This is a genomic window from Nocardiopsis sp. L17-MgMaSL7 (genome assembly GCF_003182025.1).
Lineage (GTDB): Bacteria > Actinomycetota > Actinomycetes > Streptosporangiales > Streptosporangiaceae > Nocardiopsis > Nocardiopsis prasina.
The window spans coordinates 441,391-461,295 of the sequence record NZ_QGTF01000001.1 but is presented as its reverse complement, the minus strand read 5'-3'; the positions used below and the strand labels follow the sequence as shown (position 1 = coordinate 461,295).

Here is a 19,905-nt window from a genome sequence, read left to right as displayed (position 1 = left end):
CCGGGGTGCACGAGCGAGGCCGCGTTCTCGAGTCGATTCCCGAAGAAATACACGAGCGCTTTGCCGAGCGCTTTACCCAGTGAATTGCGAATGGACGCCTCGCGAAATCATGGCGGCGTCGCGCAGGGGAAAGCAGGGGTCTGCGGGGTCCGCCTGGCACCCCCGTCGAGGTCGGTGGCGGTGGGCGTGCCGTCGCGAGGTTGGGAAGGCAAGCGAGAGATCCACCGGTACGAAGCATGACTTCTATGCGAGTCACGCATGAAGCGGGCCGTTCCCTGAACCGTCCTGTCCGCATACTGCGAGTGGTGGTCGGGTTCTGCCTCGGTGGGGGCCGGAGTCGGTCAGGCCCGGGTCAGTCGGAGGAAGCCAGCGCCCTGGCCGAGGACCAGCCCGAGGTTGGCCAGTGCGTAGGCCCACCAGAGCCAGGCCAGTCCACCCGCGGAGGCGACGGGGAAAGCGGCCAGGGCCAACAGCCCGAAACACGCCGCGAAGGTGTACAGCGTCGGCGCGGTGCGCTTCAGGGCCAGCAGCCCCATCCCCGGCATCGCCTGCACACCGTCGGCGAGGACGACCACGAAGACCACCGGGATCAGGGCGGACACCAGCGTGGACACCGCCGGGTCGGGGGTGAAGACCCCGATGACCGGGGCCGCCGCGACCCAGATGAGGAGCACGCTCAACCCGATCACCGGCAGGGCCAGCGTCAGCCCCGCCGCCAGGATCCTGCGGACCTCACCGAACCCGCTCCCCGAACCGCCCTCCGAGCCGTTCCCCGAACCGTCCCGGGAGACCTCGGCCTCCCCGGCGGCGCGCGCCATGAAGGGGACGGCGGCCTGGCCCGTCGCGGTCGCGGGGAGGAAGACGAAGGTCACCAGGGTCACCATCACCTGGTGGGCCGCGGCCTCCACGGCGCCGATCCGCGCCACCGCCATCGCGAGCAGGCCGAGAACACCGAACTTGATCAGCATCGTCGTCCCCATGGGGAGACCGACCCGCGCGATGTGCCAGACCCCCGACCAGTCCGGTGCGGCCGGCCCGCGCGGTCGGGTGGCCAGGACCGTGCCGCGCCGTAGCAGGACCTGGGCCGCGGTCGCCATCGCCAGGGCGGTCAGCAGCATCGCGACCCCCGCGCCCGCGATGTCCAGGCCGAGCAACAGGACCAACGTGGGGATCAGGACCACTGACATCGCCGTACCCACCAGGCCCACAGTCATCGCCTGCTTGGACCTGCCCAGCCCGATCAGCAGGACGGTCGCGCAGGACTGGAAGGAGTTGGCGAGGAGGGCGAGCGCCATCAGGTAGGGGAAGGGGCCGAGCGCCGCCACCGTCTCCGCGGGTACCCCGATCAGCCGGGCGACCGTCGGCACCGACGCCACCACCGCGCCGCCGAGCAGGCCCATGCACAGCGCCAGCCAGAGGGAGTCGCGAAGGGTGGGTGCGAGGGCGTCGGGGTCCTCGGCGTTCTGCGCGACGAACGGCATGGATCCGCGCAGCGCACCCTGGACCACCATCGAGGCAGGGTTGTACAGGGCGACGGTCATGGCGTAGGCGGCCAGGACGGCGGTGCCGGTGTGACCCAGGACCCCTGCGGTGACCAGGGTTCCGACGACGGTGGCGACCATGGAGAGGTAGAGGGGGAGGGCCTTTCCCGCGATCCCGCTGACGAGTCGGCCGAAGGAGGGCCGGGGTTCCGGCGCGGGATCGTCCGGCGCGGTCACTTCCTCTGCGGGACCGACCTCGGGCGGGGTCGTGTCACCTGATGGGTGGGAGCGGTCCGCGCGGTGAGCCGCCGTCTTCCGGGGGGTGTCGTCAACCATGGTCTTCTCTGGTGGGGGGAAGTCGGTGGTCGCGGAGAAACTATCAGTGCGACTACGGGCGATCTGTGGTGCTTTTGGGCCGGCGTTGGTCCCGTGGCTGATGTCCGATGCCGGGTTGGTCTTCCCGTTCACTGTCGCCACTGTCGGAGTGAGTCGCCTCCGTCCGGCGTCGGAGGCTGGTTGGCATCGGATTGCACCGATTTCCTCTCCTTCCCATAACGTCCTCACCGACCGTGTCGACGGATGGAGCCCGTGGTGGCGACCCGTGGGGCGGTGACCGGGCAGGCGTGACCGCCCCGGCGATCCTTGGTGAACAGGCGTTACCGGCCCCCGCACGAGGGTGTGGGCGTGCCCTCGCGTGCGGCTGGGTGTCCGTCGCGAATGGGTCCCGCGCACACGCGGAAAAGGGGGATCGCTGCATCGGATCTCTCACAAATTAGGTAGATTCGCAGAACAACGGGATCGAATGTGCTATCCCGGCACGGCCCACCACAACCGTCCCTGATGTGTGGAAAGCTGCCCCCAATGGACTTCTCCCTCCCCGCTCTGCCGCCGAACGTCACCCCCCTGACCGACGGCGACCCGCTCCAGGTGGGCCACTACCGACTCATCGGGCGTCTGGGCGCCGACGGTGTGAGCACCCTGTTCGCCGCTATCTCCCCCGACCACGAACCGACCGTCCTCCGGATGGCGGGAGCCGAATGGGCGCCCTCGACCGTCTCCGAAGGGGAGGCCGCACCGGTCGACCACACCACCGGAGTGTGTGCGGTGGGCGTCCGCGAACTCGGGACCCACGAGGGTCGGCCGTGGTCCGCGATCGCCTACCTCCCCGGCGTGGACCTGCGCGAGCACGTGCGGACGCACGGGCCCGTGGGCGGAGACGCCCTGCTGGTGCTGGCCGCAGGGATGGCCGAGGCACTCGCCAGCACCCACGCCTCGGGCACCCTGCACGGCGATGTGCGCCCGGAGAGCGTGGTGGCCTCGGAGGGCGGGCCCCGCGTGCTCGACTTCGGGATCGCCCGCCGAATCGACGACGCGGCGTCGGTACAGAGCGGGACGAGCCTGGGCTGGCTGGCCCCCGAACGGTACGAGGGCTCGCCCGCCACACAGGGGTCCGACGTGCACGGCTGGGCCTGTCTCGTGGTGTTCGCGGCCACCGGCGAACCCCCGTTCGGGGCGTCACCCGCCGGGCACAACCCCGGGCGGGTGCCCGGGCAGATCCTGTGGGAGATGGCCCGCCGCACACGCGAGGCGAGAGTTGACCTGAGACTGCTCCCGGAGGACCTGCGGCCGCTGCTGATGCGCGCCTTCTCCCCTGACCCGGAGCTGCGGCCCTCGGCCGAGGACGCCTACCTCGAGTGCCTGTTGATGCTCGGCATCGACGAACAGTCGACCGCCGACACCTGGCCGGACCAGCTTCGAGCGCTGATCACCCGGCACTGGCCGCGACCGGACCTGAGCTGGCACGATCCGGAGCGTTGGATCCGGGCCGCACGCGCCCTGGGCCAGGCGGATCAGCGGACGGCCGCAAGCGGGCCGGCGCCCGGGGAGACCGGCGCGGTGGTCGGTGGCGCGGTCGTTCCGTCCGGACCGGAGGGGCCGTCCGCCGGTCCCGGGACGGGCGGGCCCGACTCCTCCACCGGGGATGACGCGGGCACCGATGACGAGGAGTGGGGGCCTGAGGCGGCGGCCGAGGCGTACGGGCACACCCCTCGCCCCCCGATGAGCGGCGGGCACGGGGCCGTGCCCGCCGCGCGCCGCGCGGGCACGGCCGGACACGGGGGAGCGGAGTACCTGTTCGGGCCCTCCCGGACCGGAGGCCACGGTCCTTCGGGGGCGGAGACCGGCGGGATCGACCTCGACGGGGACGACGACACCGTCTCCCGGGGCAGGGTCGGTCTCTGGCTCGCCGTGGGCGCCGTCGGGATGGTCGCGGTGCTCGGTGGCGGCTACCTGCTGTTCGACACCCTGGGTGAGTCGCCCGCCGACACCGTCGTCTCGGAGGGCGCCGCCGAGGAACCCGTCGAGTCCGAGCCCGAGGACGAACCCGGGGAGGAGAGCGGTCCCCCAGCCCTGGACTGCGATGACGCCGAGCGGATGAGTGCCCAGCACGCCCACGCTCCCTGGCGCCCCTTCAGCACGGAGACCGTCTCCCCGGACGCGTACGCCCCGCTCCTCGTCCCGGGGCCCGAGGGCGAGCCCAACACCAGTCCCGACGTCTGGCCGTTCGTCTCCCCGCTCGACCACGACACCGTCGACTTCGGCCTGGTCACACCAGAACTGGACGGCTTCCCGGTGCTCACCGTGTGCATGACCGCCGCGCGCGACACCGGCGAGGGGGTCGAGTTCACGGCGGAGCTCACCTACCATCCCACGGTCGGCAGCCACCGCGTGTACGAGGAGGACTTCCTCACCCTGACGCCCCTCGACCCCGAACGGAACGGGGGCGTCGACAAGGAGACCGTCCGGGGCGGGACCGGCAGCGAGCTGGGACAACCGATGACCACGCTCGCGGAACTGAGCCCGCAGTACCCGTCCGCCGAGGTCACCGTGCTCATCCCGGGAGCTCCGGAGCGATCGGGGATCGCCTACCGGCCCGCCGAGTACTCGGGCACGCTCGTCCACGACCTCAGCGGGCACTGCTACGACGTGGACGGCACGGAGGAGTGGCGCGACGGGGACCGGCTGGGTTCCGGACAGTTCGCCCTGCCGAGCACCGAGCCCGGCGAGAACGACATGATGCGGTGCCCGGTGGACGAACCGGTGGAACAGGGCGGCGTCTGACCTCCGACGTCCTGAAGAGGACCGCGTCAGCGGTGTTCCCCCTGCGTCCCCGGCAGCCGGGTGCGTGCGTAGGTGAGTCGGCGCAGCAGCGCCTCGGCCGGTCCACGCAGCCCGAAGCGGCGGGAGAGGTCGGCGAGCAGCACGGTCAGTCCCCAGGTGAGGACGGCGACCAGAACGGCACCCGAGGCGCTCGCGCTGGCCCCCAGCCCCAGGCCGTAGGGGGCGAACACCGCGGTGAACACCACCGCCTGCGCCAGGTAGCAGCTGAGGGAGCGCTCTCCCACGGAGGCGATCGCGGTGGCGACCGCCCCGGCGGAGCCGGTGCCACCGGGGCGCACGGCCCGTTCGGTCACCCGGAGGGCGACCAGGGTGATCAGCGCCGCCCAGCCGGGCCCGCCCGCCCAGCCCGCGAGGTCGTGCACGATCCACAGGGACACCAGGACGACGGGTTCCGGTTCCGGCAGGAACTCGGCGGTGACCAGGGCGTCCGGTAGCCCGGCGACCACCGCGACACCCAGGCCCACGACGGCGGTCCGCGCCAACAGGGGAAGGTGCTCCCGGGGGTGTTCCAGGATGCCCCGGCGACCGGCCCACATCCCCACGAGCAACGGCGGCAGCACCACGAGCAGCAGGGTCACCGGCGTGTACAGGGTCCACTCCGCGAAACGCTCGGAACTGGCCGCGAGGAAGTCCGGCTCCACCAGTGAGGGCACCGCCGAGACGGGCCCGTCGTCCCCGGGGGAGGCACCGAACACGTCGCCCAGGCTGAGGACGGTGCTCAGTGCGGCCGAGGTGAACGCGACGGCGCCCGCGGACCACAGCAGGACGGAGTCGCGTGCGCGCAGGAACCCCACGAAGAGGAGCAGGCCCAGCCCGTACGCCCCGACGATGTCCACCGGCAGCAGCAGGACCCCGTGCAGCAGGCCGATCACCAGCATCCACAGTCCGCGACGGCGCAGCACCACCCGGGCGTGCACCCACCCGCCGCCCGCGTCCACGACCCGCCGCATGATCCACACGGTGCCGTAGCCGAAGAGCAGCGAGAACAGCGGGATCGCCCGCCCGTTCACCAGCGTGCTCTGGACGAACAACAGCACCTGGTCGGTGAGGGTGCGGACGGTCTCGGAGTGGGTCAGGAAGAACTGGGCGTTGACCAGAGCGATGAAAAGCAGCATGAAACCGCGCGCGAGGTCGGGTGCGAGGGATCGCCCCGAACCGGGCACAGGCGGGACACCGGTCGAGGGAGGTCGGCTGGGCTGACTCATGGGGACTCTCTTGTGGGCGCTGACAGGCGGTGAGACGAACGTGCGGGGACCCGTTCAGGGGCCCGTCGACGAAGCTACGGAGCCGCGCGACCCGTTCCCATGGGGCCTTCCCGAGACTTCGGGTGGGTCCGTCCCCACCGGAACGAGCGCCTATGATGGTGGGGCGTCGCGTGTTCCCGGCCAATGAGCAGTGGGCCGGCCGGAGTGCATGGAGGCGCCATGACTGTTCGGGGAGCCATCGTGAGCACACACTTCGCGTACCGAATCTGAGCGACTGAGCCGTTCGCGGCGCCGGTGTGACACGGCCTTCGAGACTGTGTCCCCGTGGCCCTGGTGAGAGACCGGGCCGCGCGGTTCGTCCCGCCGAACCCCCGCCCGTTCCCCGGCCGCTCATCCGCCGTCAGGCGCCCCTGGGCGCCCACACTCCGGCGGACTCCCCGAACCCCTCCCGGCCGACGGTCACCCTGCCCTGCCCCGACCCGCACGGCCCCGCCCGGAGGGCGAGCGCGACGACCGCGCCCCGGGGACGTCCGCCTCCACGACCTTCAGTGAGAGGACCGTTTCTTGACGCAGAACGACAACCAGCAGACGAGCGAGGACAACACCGGGGCGGGCCGTCCGAACCAGCCGCCCGCAGGACCCCACCCGCGCCCCGAACCCGGCGTGAGCCCCTGGAACGCGCCTGTGGTGGCGGAGTTCCGAGCCAACGGCGGCCGCATGAGCGGCCAGTTCGCCGGAAGCGACCTGCTGCTGCTCACCACCACCGGTGCGCGCTCGGGCCGGGAACACACCAACCCGCTCGGCTTCGCCCGGATCGACGACCGCGTCTACGTGGTGGCCTCCGCCGGGGGCTCCCCGAAGGACCCCGACTGGTACCGCAACCTGCTCTCCCACCCCATGGTGACCGTGGAACTTCCGGGAGAGGACTCCCGGGAGTGCGTCGCGGTCCCGCTGGAGGGCGGGGAACGCGACCTGGTCTTCAAGGAGATCGTCCGCCGCCACCCGGGCTACGGCGACTACCAGGACCGGGTGGAGCGTCGGCTCCCGGTGGTGGAGCTCCAGCCCTCACCGGAGTTCGGCTCCGGTGAGGTGCGCAACCTCGCGGACAAGCTGTTCCAGATCCACGCGTGGCTGCGCGGCCAGCTCACCAACGTGCGCGGGGAGGCCGAGCGCTACCTCGCCGAGCGCGACGCTGTGACGACCGGGCAGCCGGTGGGGCTCAACCTCCAGATCCGTCAGCACTGCCTCGCCTTCTGCGAGTCACTGCACTTCCACCACACCAGCGAGGACGCCGTGTTCCCCGGCCTGGCCGAGGGCTTCCCGCACCTGCGGGAACCCGTCGAGCGCCTGGTGGAGGAGCACCGTGTGGTCGACCGCGTCCGGGGTGAGCTGGAGGGCCTGCTCGCCGACGTGCGCACCGCCGACCCCGTGCGGTTCATGGCCGAACTCGACCGCCTGACCGAGGAGCTCGAGGCCCACCTGGACTTCGAGGAGGAAGCCCTCATCCCGACGCTGTCGGAGATCCCCTTCCCGCCGGCGTAGCACCCGTGCCGTGGGGCGCCCCGGGGACCGTCGGCCGGTCCCCGGGGCCTCCCGCGTACGCTCCCGTACCGGCGCGGGGCGCCTACCCCCCGAACAGGGTGCCGAGGTTGATCTCGGTGCCCAGGAACATCGAACCGACGATGAGGATCAGAAGACCGGGAAGCAGGGTCGCGGCGGTCACCATCGTCACCCTCGGGTTGAGGCGCTGGGCCTTGCGGCGCATGTACTGGGCGTCGGCCAGGCGCATGTCCTTGCTGATGTCGACCAGAGTGTCGCTCAGCGGCGCCCCGAGTTCCTCGGCCTGCTGGATGGCGGTGACGAACTTGCTGAGCGACTCGTTGCGGTTGCGGCGGCGCAGGGTCTCGAAGGCCTCCCGGCGCGAGGTGCCCAGTTCCATCTGCCGGAGCGCGATCGTGAACTCGTCCGCCAGCACCCCCGGCATCGACACCGCCACCCGGGCGACGGCGGCGCGGAACGACATGCCCGCGCTCACCGTCACCGCGAGCACGTCCAGGAAGTCGGGCAGCTGCGTCTGGACCTCGTCGGCGCGCTCCTGGGTCTGCACGTACAGGTTGAGGTCGGTCAGGCCCGTGAAGGCCAACGCCAGGAGGGCGAGCATCGGGCTGGAGTCCGCCACCAGCACCAGCACGGCGAGGGAACCGTAAACGGCCACCTCACCGACCTTGCGACGCACGTACCGTTCCGTGGTCAGACCGTCCGGGCGCCCCGCCGCCTCGATACGGGAGGAGACGGACGCCTTCAGCGCCTCGCTCATCGAGGCCATCAGCGCCCTGGAGAAGGGGCGCCCGATCCGCTCGGTGATCCGGTGCAGGAAGAAGGTCTCGTCGCTCTTGGTGGTCACCGGAGCGTCGACCGGGTCGTCCACGGCCACCCGCGTCTGCGACTGGGTCAGGTACAGGCCGTAGACACCGAGCAGCACGACCAGGGCCGAGGCGAGCGCGGCCGCCAGGGGTATCAGGAGCGGGAGGTTCATGGGGGTGTCCTTCGAGGGGCGGGGTCGGGGGGTCCCGGAGGACCGTGACGTGTGCGGCCGGGCGCTACATCTTGAACCTGGTGATGCGGGCGACCAGCGCGAAACCGGTCGCGTACAGCGCCGCCACGACCAGCAGCACCGCGATCCCGGCTCCGGAGCTGGTCATCGTGCGCATGATCCCCGGCTCGATCCCGTTGATCATGAACAGCGCGCCCACCGACATGAACGCGAGCGCCCACACGGTGGAGGTCGTCTCGCTGAGGATGGTGCTCACCTCACGCCGGGTCTCCTTGCGGCTCTCCAACGTGCCGGAGATGTTGCGCAGGGCCGTCACCAGCGAACCGCCGGACCTGGACGCCACCACCAGGGTGGACAACAGCACGCCCAGTTCCCGCGACGGCATGCGCTGGCGCAGGTCCGCGATGGCCTCCTCGAAGCTCGCCCCCAGCTTCATCGACTCCGCCATCCGACCGAGTTCCTCCCCGGCCGGGCCGTCCAGTTCGTCGGCGGCGATGGCCACCGCAGTCGGCAGCGCCAGCCCCGCGGAGGTCGCGTTGCCCAGCACACGGGCCAGGTCGGGCAGCTGGTTGGTGAACTCCTCCCGACGCTTGGCCTCGGCCCTGCGCAGGTAGGAGAAGAACAGGAACGCCACGCCGACCGCGGCCAGCAGACCGAAGAACGGCGCGAGGACCTGCCACACCACCAGGACCGTCAGCAGCGTTCCCGACACGAGCGCCACGACGAACGTCGCCGGGCGCATGTCCGTGCCCGAGCGCGCCATGCGACGAGCGAGCCGCGCACCCCACTGCGTGCGCCGCAACCGTGCGTCCAACCGGGCCAGGGGGGTGGACGCCTCGTACTCCGCCTGGTCCAGGGCGCTGCGGGCGGCGATCAGCCGCCGCTGCTCCGCGCTGGCCAGGAACTCCCACAGCGCCCACAGCATCAGGAACAGAACCAGGGCGAGGCCGCCGAGGATCGCCGGAACCTGCCAGTTCACCCGGACTCCCTTCGGACCGGTACCGCCGCGCGGCCCGGTGTCGTACTTCGCTGGTGCGTCCGCGTGGACGCTGGTCGGGCCCTCACGGGCTGCCCTGCGGGCGGTCGTCGGACACGACCCCGAACACGGACGGGATGCTCTCTCCCACGTGGTAGATCCGAGCGGCGACGTGGCGGGGCAGCGGATGGTGCCGGTACCGCCCCTCGACGGTGCGGTCGGGGTTGACCGGCAGCGCCGCGAACTCCATGAGCCGGTCCAGACGGAACTCCTCGCGGCGGCGCGAGGAGACCACGGCGATCTCGTTGATCCGCCGTGACCCGTCGGGCCATCGGCCCAGGTGCACCACCGCGTCCACGGCGTTGTTGATCTGGTCGCGGATCGCGTCGTAGGGGATGTTCCCCTCACCCAGGGTCGCCAGGGTCTGCAACCGGTAGATGGCGTCGTCCGCCGAGTTGGCGTGCACCGTCACCAGTGAGCCGTCGTGGCCGGTGTTCATCGCCTGGAGCATGTCGATGGTCTCGGGACCACGGACCTCACCGACGATGATGCGGTCCGGGCGCATCCGCAGCGCGTTGCGCACGAGGTCGCGGATGGCGATCTCGCCCCGCCCTTCGATGTTGGCGGGCCGCGACTCCAGCCGCACCACGTGCTCCTGCATCAGCTGGAGTTCGGCCGAGTCCTCGATCGTGACGATCCGCTCCTGGCTGGGCACGAAGGCCGACAGCGCGTTCAGGAAGGTCGTCTTACCGGTACCGGTACCGCCCGACACCACGATGTTGAACCGGGCGCGCACCATCGCCGACAACAGCACCCCGGTGGCCTGGTCCAGGCTGCCCATCCGCACGAGTTCCTCGATGGGGTAGGGCTTGGGGAAACGCCGGATGGTCAGCACCGGCCCGGACAGGGACAGCGGCGGGATGATCACGTTGACCCGCTCCCCGCTGGGCAGGCGGGCGTCCACCATCGGCGAGGACTCGTCCACGCGCCGGTTCACCAGCGAGACGATCCGGTCGATGGTCTGGTACAACTGCTCCTCACCGTTGAAGGCGGCGTCGATGCGCTCCATGCGGCCGCCGCGTTCCACGAACACGTTGTCGGGGCCGTTGACCATGATTTCGGTGATGCTCTCGTCGGCCAGCAGCGGCTCCAGCACACCCAGCCCCAGGGCCTCGTCCACCACCCGGCGGATCAGCACCGACCGTTCGCGGTCCGACAGCACCGGGCCCTCACGGGACAGGATGTGCCCCACGACCCGCTCCAGGCGCACGCGCCGCTGTGCGAGCGTCAGCTGGGTCAGGTCCTCCAGGTTGATCTCCTCGAGGAGGCGCCGACGCCAGTGCGTCACACTGCCGCGGTCCGCGCGTTCCTCGACGCCGCGGTCCTCCTCCAAACGGTCCTTCAGCCCCATGCCCCTCGTCTCCTCCCTCGCCGGTCCCGTCGCGGTGTTTCTGGTTCGCTCGCCTCACACGTTCGGCATGTCCACCCGTCGGGTCAGTGTCAGGTTCAGCTCGACCGACGAGAACACGATCGGCAGCGGGTGCGAGACCTCCACGAAGTACCCCTCACTGTCGTTGGCCCCGCTCGTGATGGTGGCGTCGTCCAACCAGCCGGGCAGGGCGGTGCGGGCGGCGTCCTCGGCCCCGGACAGCTGCTGGGTCCCCGCGGCCCGGGCGCCCGCCCTGGCCGCCGACTCGATGCGTTCGATCGCCACGAAGGCCAGGAACACCTCGATCGCCACCACCACGGTGAGTAGCAGCACCGGCAGGATCGCGGCGAACTCCAGGATGGGGCCGCCCCGGTCCGAGCGCGGACGGCCGCCGAACAGCAGGCGCCGGAGCCGCCCGGGGGAGGGTGTGCCGTTCAGGGTGCCTCCACCCCCTCCGGATCCGAGGTCCCTCGCGGCGCAACCTCGGTGACCACCTTCGCCTCCCCGGTGATCGGCCACGGAGCCGTCACACCGGGCAGGAACACCGGCATGTCCAGGCTCACCCGGGCGAACCGGGCACCGTCCTTCTCGACGACCTCCGTGGTCAGCACGTCCTCGCCGTCCCAGGGCGCGCGCACCCGCTTGCGCGCCTCCTCGTCGATGCGCGCCATGTCGTCCGGGGTGACGGAGGCCTGCCGGGCCGCCTCGGCCGCGCCGTGGGACGCGTACATGGAGGTGACGCCGATCAACAGCACCTGCCACACCAGGGCCAGCGCCAGCATCATGAACGGCACCATGGCCGCGAACTCCACGAAGATCGCGCCGTGGTCGTCCCGGAGGCCCCGGTGTCTCCGGAGGCCTCCGCGCTCTTCAGGCACCGATGCCTCCCCCCGACCGCTGGGGGCCGCTCTGCCCCCAGGAGGGGGAGGGGCCGGCCGGTCGGCTCTGGTTCCCGGTGGTGGTCGGGTCAGGGCCCATGGCGTTGAGGAAGCCGGACACGTCCCTGGTGGTCGGACCCGACGACGGTTGGGGGAGGGAGGCCCGCCCGGCCAGTCCCTGCGGGAGTTCGGCCGAGGGCGTGGTGTGGCCGCCCAGCCCGGTGCCGCCCGCGACGGCGCTGGGCGGCACGAGCAGGTCCAGTTCCGACGCGAGCCGGGCGAAGGCCCTGCGCAGTCCCTCGTCGGTCACCTTCGTGGGGTCGCCGCTGTTCTCCCCGGGCTCCAGCGCCCGGTAGGCGGCGGGGACGGGCGTGCGCAGGACCTTGGTGCCCAGCAGTTGCTGGAGGAACTCCGGCTGGATCTCGTTCTTGCGGCTGTGCCGGGTGACCAGCGAGTGGACATCCTCGTGCGAGCGGATCTGGAGGCGTTCCCACATCGCCATCAGCCGCTGGGCGCCCCGCAGCGCGGGCACGTCCGGGGTCACCGTCACCACCGAGCTGTCGGCCACCTCCACCGCCATCGCGGTCGCCTCGTTCATGGTGGAGCCGCAGTCCACGATCACCAGTTCGTAGCGGGAACGCAGGGCGCTCAGGATGCGGCGGGTGGCCCGTGCGGTGACGTCCTCGCCGCGCTCGCCGTGCTGGGGCGCCAGGAGCACGTGGGGGCCGCGCGGGTCCACGTAGAGGGTCTCGGCGAGCATGCCGGGACTGATGTCGTCGGCGGCGTCCACCAGGTCCGTGATGGACCTGCGGTGCTGGAGGTTGAGGAAGGCGGGCAGGTCACCGGCCTGGAGGTCCAGGTCGACCAGGCACACCAGCCGGTCCCGCCTCGCCGCCGCCATCGCCAGGTGCACGGTGCAGGTGGTGGTGCCCACCCCGCCCTTGGCCCCGCTGAGCGTCACGATCCGGCCGCGCGCCCCGGAGGTCGGCAGGTCCAACGACGCCGACTCCAGGTGACGGCGCAGGGTGCGCGACCACTCGGCGGCCCTGGCCACCCGGGTCTCCAGCTCGGTGGCGCCGGAGTCGGCGGGGAGCACTCCCCGGGCGCCCGCCTCCATGGCCGCGGTGAAGGTGTCCGGGTCCATCGACGGCGAGACCAGCAGGATGGCCAACTGCGGATGGCGGTGGGACAGGTCCCGGATCGTGTCGAAGACCGGAGCCGGGCCCAGCTCCTGGTGGATGAGGACCACGTCCAGGTCGGGGTACTCGCCCGCGGCGTTGATCAGATCCGTGCTGGTGAGGCGGGACGAGACGAGGTCGGCCCCGGCCAGCTCCTCGAAGCGCGCCGCGATCACCATCTCCGTCTCGGAGGTGGGCATCCCCGCCAGGACTCGGAAGTTCACTGGTACTTACCCCTCATGCGGCATGCGCCGCTGGTCGCTCTGTTCGTCCGAACCGGATCCGCCACCGGAGTTCTCGAAGACACCCTCGAAGTCACCGCTGCACACCTGGGTGTCACCGGGGTCGCCCCCGCCCGCCGCGCTCACCAGGCCCATACGGAGCTTGGAGGCGAACTCCTCGGCGTAGGCGAGCTGGAGCGCGGTCTGCGGGTCGAGACGGAAGGTCACCGGTACGACGCCCGCCACCCCGCCGGCTTCGGACTCCTGGCTGCGCAGCTCCCCGATGTCCAGGACCTCCACCTCCGTGACGATCCGGGTGGCGCAGGCCTCGCCGTGATCGCGCGCCTGGAAGGTGCCGTAGATGTCCACGACCGAACCGCGCTGGACCTTGCCCGCGATCCCGGTCTCGGCGTTGACCATGATCGCGATCTCCCGCTCACCCGCGGTCAGGGTCGGCTGGGGCTTGACCATGCCGTGCTGGAGGATCGACCCCTCGGTGAGGTGGCTCGCTGCCACCAGCTCCTGGCCCTCGGGGGTCTCGATCTCGTCCAGGTCGGAGATGAAGACCTCCGGGTCGAAGTAGGAGGCGGGCACTTCGACGGTCGTGTATGAGTCCTGTCCCAGCGGCTGGTTGGCGTCGACGTCCTCGACCAGCTCCAGGACGGTGGCGACCCTGCCCACCTGGTCCTGCTGGCTGTTGAGGTAGGTGAAGACGGAGGCGAACACGGCGACGGCGCCGATAGCGGCCACGACCATGAGCAGGACGCCGCGTCGCTGACGGGGGTTCATAGGGGGTGGTATCCGTTTCCGTGTCGTCGGGGGCCGTCCGTCCTGGAGTCGGAGCGGCGGGCCCTAGCGGGAGTAGGTTCTGGGGGATTCCGTGCGCGGCGGGCCGTCCGGTTTGGCGTCGCCCTCCGACGGGTTCGGCGGAGCGGACGGTCGGTGCCCGTGCGCTGGTACGGGGGGTGGATCGGTACGCGGAGCGCCGGGCGGAGCGCCCGCGCCGATGGGCGGGTTGGGGCCGGTCCGGTGGGGCGGGGCGCTCCAAGGGCTCGTGGTCGCCTGCCCGACCGGGCCCACCTGGGGCGGTCGGGGCGCCTGGGGGCCGGTGTTCCCCTGGAGGTTGGGGGGCCTGCGCGGTGCCGGGTCCATCGGAGGGGGCGGGCCGGGCGTGCCGGGGGGCGGTGAGGGGGCGACGGGGGCCTGGGCCCCGGAGGGAACGCCGCGGGGTGCGAACGGGCCCTGGGGGGCGTGGACGCCGTTACGGGAAGCGGGGGCCGGGGCGGACTGGGACGTGTGTGTGGCCTGGGCGGAGGGGCCGGGGTGGTGGGCCGCGGCGGGGTCCCCGCTGCCGACCCCGCGGCAGAACGGGCACGGGGTGGCGGTCACGGGTTCGCCGCACCAGGTGCACTCCGTCGCCCTGAGCGCCCCGGCGGCGTAGGCGAGAGCCTGGGGGTGGGCGCTCAGGGCCACGAACTCCACGTACTTGTGGGTGCCCCAGTAGGTGCTGCCGAGGGGTTGGACCGGCAGGGTCCGGGTGGCCACCGGCTGGATGGCCTGGGGCAGGTTCTCGTCGAACACCCGGGTGATGCTCGGGTCCGGGGTGGAGCACAGCAGCTGAACCGGTTGCACCGGGCGGAAGGGGACGCTGATGGCGTCCGAGGGGCGCAGACGGCCCACCTGGGCGGAGGGAGCGCAGTAGGCGAGGAAGGAGACCGTGGGCGCGTACGATCCCATGTGCTGACGCAGGCTCGTGGGGAGCGTGGACAACCCGGACACCGTTCTCAGCCATGCCCCGGCCAACAGGTGCTTGGGCAGTTCCGTGCTGAGCGCGGCCACCATCCCCGGAGGCAGGTAGGGGGCCAGGTAGGCGAGCTGGTCGGCGATGAGGGAGAGGGCGAGCGGGGACAGGTCGACGCTGATCCCGGCGATGTGGTCGGTGCGCAGGGCGGCCCGCGCGAAGTCGACCGCCTTGCGGGCGTCCGTGGACTGCCAGGCGGGATAGAGCGCGACGACCCTGCGGCCCGCGCGCACCTCCTCCTTGGCGAAGAGGACGAAGGCGGCGCTGCGGGCGCCCACGTCGTCGCCTGTCATGGCGAACCGCCGTGCTCCGGTCTCGCCCACGTGGCCCGTGCTGGGGATGTCCGCCAACAGGGCTACGGTCGTCGCCGACCGCGGTAGGGCATTGGACACTGGAAAGGCTCCATCGGTTCTGCGCGCTCGGGCGAGGTCGGTTGCTTCAGAGACGCCCCGCGTCTCAGGTGCCACTCGGACGCATCGTAACGAATGGGTGCGGCACTGCGGGAGGCCCGGTAATCACCACCTTGGGGCACGGGTTGCGCCATGTGGTGCGTTTTCGTCAATGAGGCCAAGGTGACCCCGTGAACGGGAGGGGAATCTCGTGTCGGTCGGGGACGGGGGAGTCGGTCGCGTGTCCGGCACGCCCGTGTCGTTGGTTCGGCCGCGTTTCGGTGAGTGGCGGGCCAATCCTATGCCTTCGTGCCTTTTGTCCTCTTCGGTTGATGCCTGCGTTCCGGGTTTCCGGGCCCTGGGCACTGGACGTTCGTTGGTGTCGGAGCTGGTCGGGTGGTCGCGGTCGGGTCCGGGGGCGGATCGGCGACGGCGGGGTGGGGGCGAGGAATGCGAGGAGAGGCGGGTGTGCCGTCCCTCCAGGATGCCCCTCCGGACCCGGAGTCACCAGTACCACCGGTCCTTCTGTGGACAACCGCGGACCGGGGAGGGGTGGGGCGGGGATGTCGCGTCGGTCTCGTTCGGGGTTGTCCTCCACGCCACGGGGAACGAACGAGGGTGACTTCGCGTCATATCTTGAGAAGTCACTTGCCCCCTGAGGAGACGAACACGATGCGCAAGGCAAACCGGGCCGCCGCCGGTGCGGCCGCTTGGCAGGTCATCCAGAACACGGACAGCAAGGTCTCGCTGTGGGAGCGGGTTCGGGCGGTCCCCCGCATGCTCGGTGCCAAGCTGCGCGGGCGCTACCCGGAGCTCGGCGGCGGCAAGCTCTTCATGATGCTGGTCATGGTCGGCTACATCATCTCCCCGATCGACTTCGTGCCCGAGCTGATCTTCTCGGTGCTCGGCCTGGTCGACGACGTCGCCGTCGCCGTCTGGCTCACCACCATGGCGCTGGGGGAGAGTGAGCGCTTCGTCGTCTGGGAGCGCGGGCAGCGGGCACAGGAGGCCTTCGGTCGCGCCAACCAGCCAGGCCAGCACCCCGGCCAGGGTGCCCACCAGGGCCAGTACCCGGGGCAGGACGAGTACCAGGCCCCGGGGCGGCATGTTGGCCCGGATCAGGCGGACCACCAGCGACAGAGGCGCTGATCGAAACGTCCGCGCCGCCCCTCTAGGCTCAGGGGGACAAAAAGCGAAGAGAAGTCCTTGAAGGGACATCGTGGACACATCCCCCAACGTGCCCGACCCGCGCCTCCAGCGGGGTCACGGTCCACAGGAGCCCCAGAGCCACGGGGCGGACCCGAACCCGCTGGCGGCCCACCGGCCGACTCCGGACGCCGAGGGGCGGGTCGGGACCCCGCTGATCGTCGGAGCCACGGTGCTCGCGCTCGCCCTGTTCGGCGGAGCCCTCTACTGGGCGCTTCCGGGGCTCATCGGCCCACCCGAACCCGAGCACACGGCCGGCGACGAGCCAACGGTCCCCTACGCGGGCGACTACCTGCTGGGCGAACCCACCTGGGGCCTGGGGAACTCCCGCCTGTCCCGGGAAATCTGCGAGGTGTGGACCGACGCCATCGACGAGGTCACCTTCTCCGAGCAGGTCGCCCACGACCTCATGGACCCGGGCGTGGAGTTCCGCGCCCTGGAGAAGGAGGTCGAGGCCCCCGGGAACGGCGCCGCCTACCGCAACGACGTGGTCCTCACCCACAACACCTGGTACACCCAGCTCCGGGACGGCACCCTCGACGTGCGCGACGGCGACCCGGTCGGGGAGCCACGCGACATCCTGGTACTGGGCAACGTCTCCGCCTGGACCCTCCAGTACGTCGTCAGGGCCGACTCCGGCATCCGCTCCCTCGACGACCTGGCCGGCACCACGGCCGTCTTCTCCGGGGACGACCCGGAGGTCCTCGAACTGAGCGACCTGACCCTGCTCTCGGCCGGGCTGGACCCGTTTTCCATGGAGGTCGTCTCGGGCTACGACTTCGACACCGACACCCCGCAGCAGCCCTTCATCGACGGGGACGTCGACGTCCACGTCCTCTGGGGCCGGGTAGGGAACGCGGAGCTCGACCACCTGGAACGGCAGGGGATGGACCTGCGTGTCCTAGACGTCCCGGAGGAGGTGGTGGCGACGGTCAGCCGCGTCGACCCCGCCTACACGAATCTCTCCGTGCAGGCGGGGAGTCTGCCCGGGCAGGAGGGGGACACCAACCTCCTGGCCTCCTGGGAGACCCTGTACGCGCACGCCGACCTGGACGAGGACCTGGTCCAGGAGCTGGTACGCGCCGTCTACGAGGAACTCGGCGACCACGCTCCCAACGAGCAGATCGCGACCGTGGACCAGGCACTGAGCGGGGTGGATCCGGACAGCGTCCACCCTGGCGCGGCTCGCTACCTCAGCGAACGCGGTGTGCTCTGACCGGGCCCGGGGGCACCGCCCTCGGAGTGGCGGCGGTCAGCGGTCGGCGAGGTGCGGGCTAGCCGCGCAGAGCGGTGTGTGCGGCGCGCAGGCGGGCCTCCTCGGCCTCCGGGCCCGTCTCCATGCCCGGACACGAGCCCCCGCCGGGGCGCCCCGCCACCTCGTCGGCCCACGCGAGCAGCCGCCCCAGCTGGGGTGAGCCCTCGCCGGAGGTGACCCGGACACGGCCCAAGGCCAGCTCGCCCCCGGTCCCGTCGACGGTCACCAGCGCGCCCTCGGGAACGTGGCGGTCACCCACCCGGATGCCGTCGGGCTCCACGGTCAGGTCCTCCACCCCCACCACGGCCGGGGTGCCCATGGACCGGGCGACCACGGCGGCGTGGCTGGCCGGGCCGCCCCGCGCGGTGACGATCCCGGCCGAGGCGGCCAGACCGCGCATGTCCAACGGGGAGGTCTCCGGGCGGAACAGGACCACCGGCCCCCGGGCCGCCATACTGACCGCCCGGTCCGCGTTGGTCACCACACGGCCGACCGCCACCCCCGGGCAGGCGCCCACGCCCCGGGCGAGCGGGGGCCGCCCGTCGGGCAGGACGGCGCGTGCCGTGCGCGCGTGCCGCAGGTGCGGGGGAGGGACCCGAAGCAGGGCCTCCGCGCGACTGATCACGCCCGCCTCGGCAAGGTCGACCGCGACGCGGACGGCGGCGGCCCCGACAAGGCGGGCGGGGCGCAGTTGGAGCATCCACAGCCGCCCCGACTCGTAGGTGAACTCGACGTAGCAGGCGTCGCGGTGATGCTCCGAGACGCGGTCCAGAGCGGCCACGAGGTCCGCCCACACGGCGGGTTCCCGGTCGGCGAGGGCCCGCAGGGGGCTGGTCAGCGCGCTGCCCGAGACGACGGCGTCCCCCTGGCGGCCGAACAGCACCTCGCCGAAGGGCACGTGTTCTCCGGTGTTGGGGTCGTGGGTGAAGGCGACCCCGCTGCCGCTGCGGGCGTCCCGGTCCCCGAACACCATCGCCTGCACGGTCACGGCGGTGCCGAGGTCGTCGGGCACGCCGTGCAGCGCGCGGTAGGTCCGGGCGCGCGGGGTGTCCCAGGAGGAGAACACCTCCGCGATCGCCCGGTACAGCCCTCCCAACGGGTCCTCCGCGACGCCGGGGTCCGTGGTCGGCAGCTCGAGATTGAGGATCGTCGTCATCATCCCCGGCATCGAGACACCGGCCCCGGAGCGCACGGACACGGTCAGGGGATCGTGTGTGTCGCCGAACCGTCGTCCGGTCTCGGCCTCCAGGGCGCTGACGGCGGTGGCGATCTCGTCGCGAGCCCCGTCGGGGAGCCGGCCCCCGTGCCGGAAGGCGCGGCTGGCCTCGGTGGTGACGACGAAGCCCGCCGGTACCGGGAGGCCCAGGCGCCTCAGGGTGAGGAGCCCGTGGGCCTTGCCACCCAACAGTTCCGGGCCCTGCTCGACCCGTGCCGAGAGCGGATGGGTCCACGTCATCGCGATCGCCTTTCCTGGGTCCGTCAGTACCGGGGGATGCCGAGGGTGGCCAGAAGGTCCTCGTGGAGCTGGGCCCACACCGCGTGGTAGGAGGTCGTGCCGTCCGCGACCTGGTCAAGGGCCCCCGCCCGGGCACGGGTGAGCGCGCCGGAGAGCCGGCCCCGGTAGCGGCCGAAGCGGACCAGGCGCGTGGACAGGTCGGCGCAGACGGCCGTGAGGCGCTGGTCGAGGTCGGAGAACAGGTCGAGGACCCGGGCGTCGTGGCCCGCGTCGGTGTGGTCGTTCGCGGCCGGTACGCCGTCCACGAGCCGTAGCTGCCAGGCCGTGCAGAGGTCGAGCAGCTCCGGGTTGAGTTCGATGAAGCCCTCGTGGGCGCGTTCCACGAGGGGGCGGGTGCCGGTGGTGCCCAGTTCGGCGGCGATCCGTGTGGCGCCCTCCGTGCGTCCGGCCTCGCTCAGCCCCCAGCCGCCGAAGGTCCCTCCGGTGCGGGTGACCAGTCCTGAGAGGGCGAGGTCGATCAGCTCGGACTCGGCTTCGTCCTCGCTGAGACCGGTCGCCTCGGCGAGCCGTGTGGTGCCGGAGAACCCGGCGCAGCGCAGGGCGTGCAGGACCAGCAGGTCCGCCTCGGTGGTGTGCGGTGTGGTCTCGGGCTCCATGGCCTTCCCTTCCGAGTTCTCCGTTCAAGATACTTCAATC

The 19,905-nt window shown here is 71.7% G+C and carries 16 protein-coding genes; 4 read left to right on the top strand and 12 right to left on the bottom strand.

Annotated elements, in window-relative coordinates; translation table 11 throughout:
* Positions 1 to 341 precede the first annotated feature (341 nt).
* Entirely contained in the window at positions 342 to 1,817 is a 1,476-nt protein-coding gene (locus tag BDW27_RS01960; RefSeq protein ID WP_233515591.1) for an MATE family efflux transporter, read from the bottom strand.
* A gap of 525 nt (positions 1,818 to 2,342) precedes the next feature.
* Between BDW27_RS01960 and BDW27_RS01955 the strand changes: the two genes are divergently transcribed.
* Positions 2,343 to 4,601, top strand: a complete 2,259-nt coding sequence (locus BDW27_RS01955; RefSeq protein WP_110047972.1) for a serine/threonine-protein kinase — start codon at positions 2,343 to 2,345, stop codon at positions 4,599 to 4,601.
* 26 nt (positions 4,602 to 4,627) lie between these two features.
* Here the strand turns inward: BDW27_RS01955 and BDW27_RS01950 are convergent, their stop codons facing one another.
* Positions 4,628 to 5,866 (bottom strand): DUF418 domain-containing protein, encoded by a 1,239-nt coding sequence (locus BDW27_RS01950; RefSeq protein ID WP_110047971.1) that lies wholly within the window; start codon positions 5,864 to 5,866, stop codon positions 4,628 to 4,630.
* Positions 5,867 to 6,430: 564 nt separating this feature from the next.
* Between BDW27_RS01950 and BDW27_RS01945 the strand changes: the two genes are divergently transcribed.
* Positions 6,431 to 7,408 carry a nitroreductase/quinone reductase family protein gene (locus BDW27_RS01945; RefSeq protein ID WP_199560515.1) on the top strand — a complete coding sequence of 326 codons (978 nt, stop codon included), beginning with the start codon at positions 6,431 to 6,433 and terminating at the stop codon, positions 7,406 to 7,408.
* A gap of 82 nt (positions 7,409 to 7,490) precedes the next feature.
* Here BDW27_RS01945 and BDW27_RS01940 read toward each other — a convergent pair whose 3' ends face one another.
* From BDW27_RS01940 to BDW27_RS27360, 8 genes are all read right to left on the bottom strand, one after another.
* Positions 7,491 to 8,402, bottom strand: a complete 912-nt coding sequence (locus tag BDW27_RS01940) for a type II secretion system F family protein (protein ID WP_110047970.1) — start codon at positions 8,400 to 8,402, stop codon at positions 7,491 to 7,493.
* Positions 8,403 to 8,466: 64 nt separating this feature from the next.
* Positions 8,467 to 9,399: a type II secretion system F family protein gene (locus BDW27_RS01935; protein WP_110047969.1), complete on the bottom strand. Its 933-nt coding sequence runs from the start codon at positions 9,397 to 9,399 to the stop codon at positions 8,467 to 8,469.
* Positions 9,400 to 9,481: 82 nt separating this feature from the next.
* On the bottom strand, positions 9,482 to 10,807 hold the full coding sequence (locus BDW27_RS01930; RefSeq protein ID WP_017543756.1) for a CpaF family protein: 1,326 nt from the start codon (positions 10,805 to 10,807) through the stop codon (positions 9,482 to 9,484).
* Positions 10,808 to 10,861: 54 nt separating this feature from the next.
* On the bottom strand, positions 10,862 to 11,263 hold the full coding sequence (locus tag BDW27_RS01925; RefSeq protein ID WP_110048089.1) for a TadE/TadG family type IV pilus assembly protein: 402 nt from the start codon (positions 11,261 to 11,263) through the stop codon (positions 10,862 to 10,864).
* Entirely contained in the window at positions 11,260 to 11,637 is a 378-nt protein-coding gene (locus BDW27_RS01920; protein ID WP_110048088.1) for a pilus assembly protein TadE, read from the bottom strand. Before BDW27_RS01920 ends, BDW27_RS01925 begins: the two co-directional genes overlap by 4 nt.
* Positions 11,638 to 11,695: 58 nt before the next feature.
* The gene (locus tag BDW27_RS01915; RefSeq protein WP_017543759.1) at positions 11,696 to 13,105 is read right to left on the bottom strand and encodes an AAA family ATPase; all 1,410 of its coding nucleotides are present in this window, start codon (positions 13,103 to 13,105) and stop codon (positions 11,696 to 11,698) included.
* A gap of 6 nt (positions 13,106 to 13,111) precedes the next feature.
* Positions 13,112 to 13,891: a Flp pilus assembly protein CpaB gene (gene cpaB / locus BDW27_RS01910; protein ID WP_110047968.1), complete on the bottom strand. Its 780-nt coding sequence runs from the start codon at positions 13,889 to 13,891 to the stop codon at positions 13,112 to 13,114.
* 63 nt (positions 13,892 to 13,954) lie between these two features.
* Positions 13,955 to 15,253, bottom strand: coding sequence for a hypothetical protein (locus BDW27_RS27360; protein ID WP_199560514.1), 1,299 nt, complete (start codon positions 15,251 to 15,253; stop codon positions 13,955 to 13,957).
* 711 nt (positions 15,254 to 15,964) lie between these two features.
* Here BDW27_RS27360 and BDW27_RS01900 point away from each other — a divergent pair.
* Together BDW27_RS01900 and BDW27_RS01895 are read left to right on the top strand one after the other, a co-directional pair.
* On the top strand, positions 15,965 to 16,441 hold the full coding sequence (locus BDW27_RS01900) for a YkvA family protein (protein WP_110047967.1): 477 nt from the start codon (positions 15,965 to 15,967) through the stop codon (positions 16,439 to 16,441).
* A gap of 70 nt (positions 16,442 to 16,511) precedes the next feature.
* On the top strand, positions 16,512 to 17,714 hold the full coding sequence (locus tag BDW27_RS01895) for a TAXI family TRAP transporter solute-binding subunit (RefSeq protein ID WP_110047966.1): 1,203 nt from the start codon (positions 16,512 to 16,514) through the stop codon (positions 17,712 to 17,714).
* A 58-nt stretch (positions 17,715 to 17,772) separates the two neighbouring features.
* Here the strand turns inward: BDW27_RS01895 and BDW27_RS01890 are convergent, their stop codons facing one another.
* Positions 17,773 to 19,209 (bottom strand): PEP/pyruvate-binding domain-containing protein, encoded by a 1,437-nt coding sequence (locus BDW27_RS01890; RefSeq protein ID WP_110047965.1) that lies wholly within the window; start codon positions 19,207 to 19,209, stop codon positions 17,773 to 17,775.
* A 23-nt stretch (positions 19,210 to 19,232) separates the two neighbouring features.
* Positions 19,233 to 19,865 carry a transcriptional regulator gene (locus tag BDW27_RS01885; protein ID WP_110047964.1) on the bottom strand — a complete coding sequence of 211 codons (633 nt, stop codon included), beginning with the start codon at positions 19,863 to 19,865 and terminating at the stop codon, positions 19,233 to 19,235.
* Between the last annotated feature and the right edge of the window lie 40 nt (positions 19,866 to 19,905).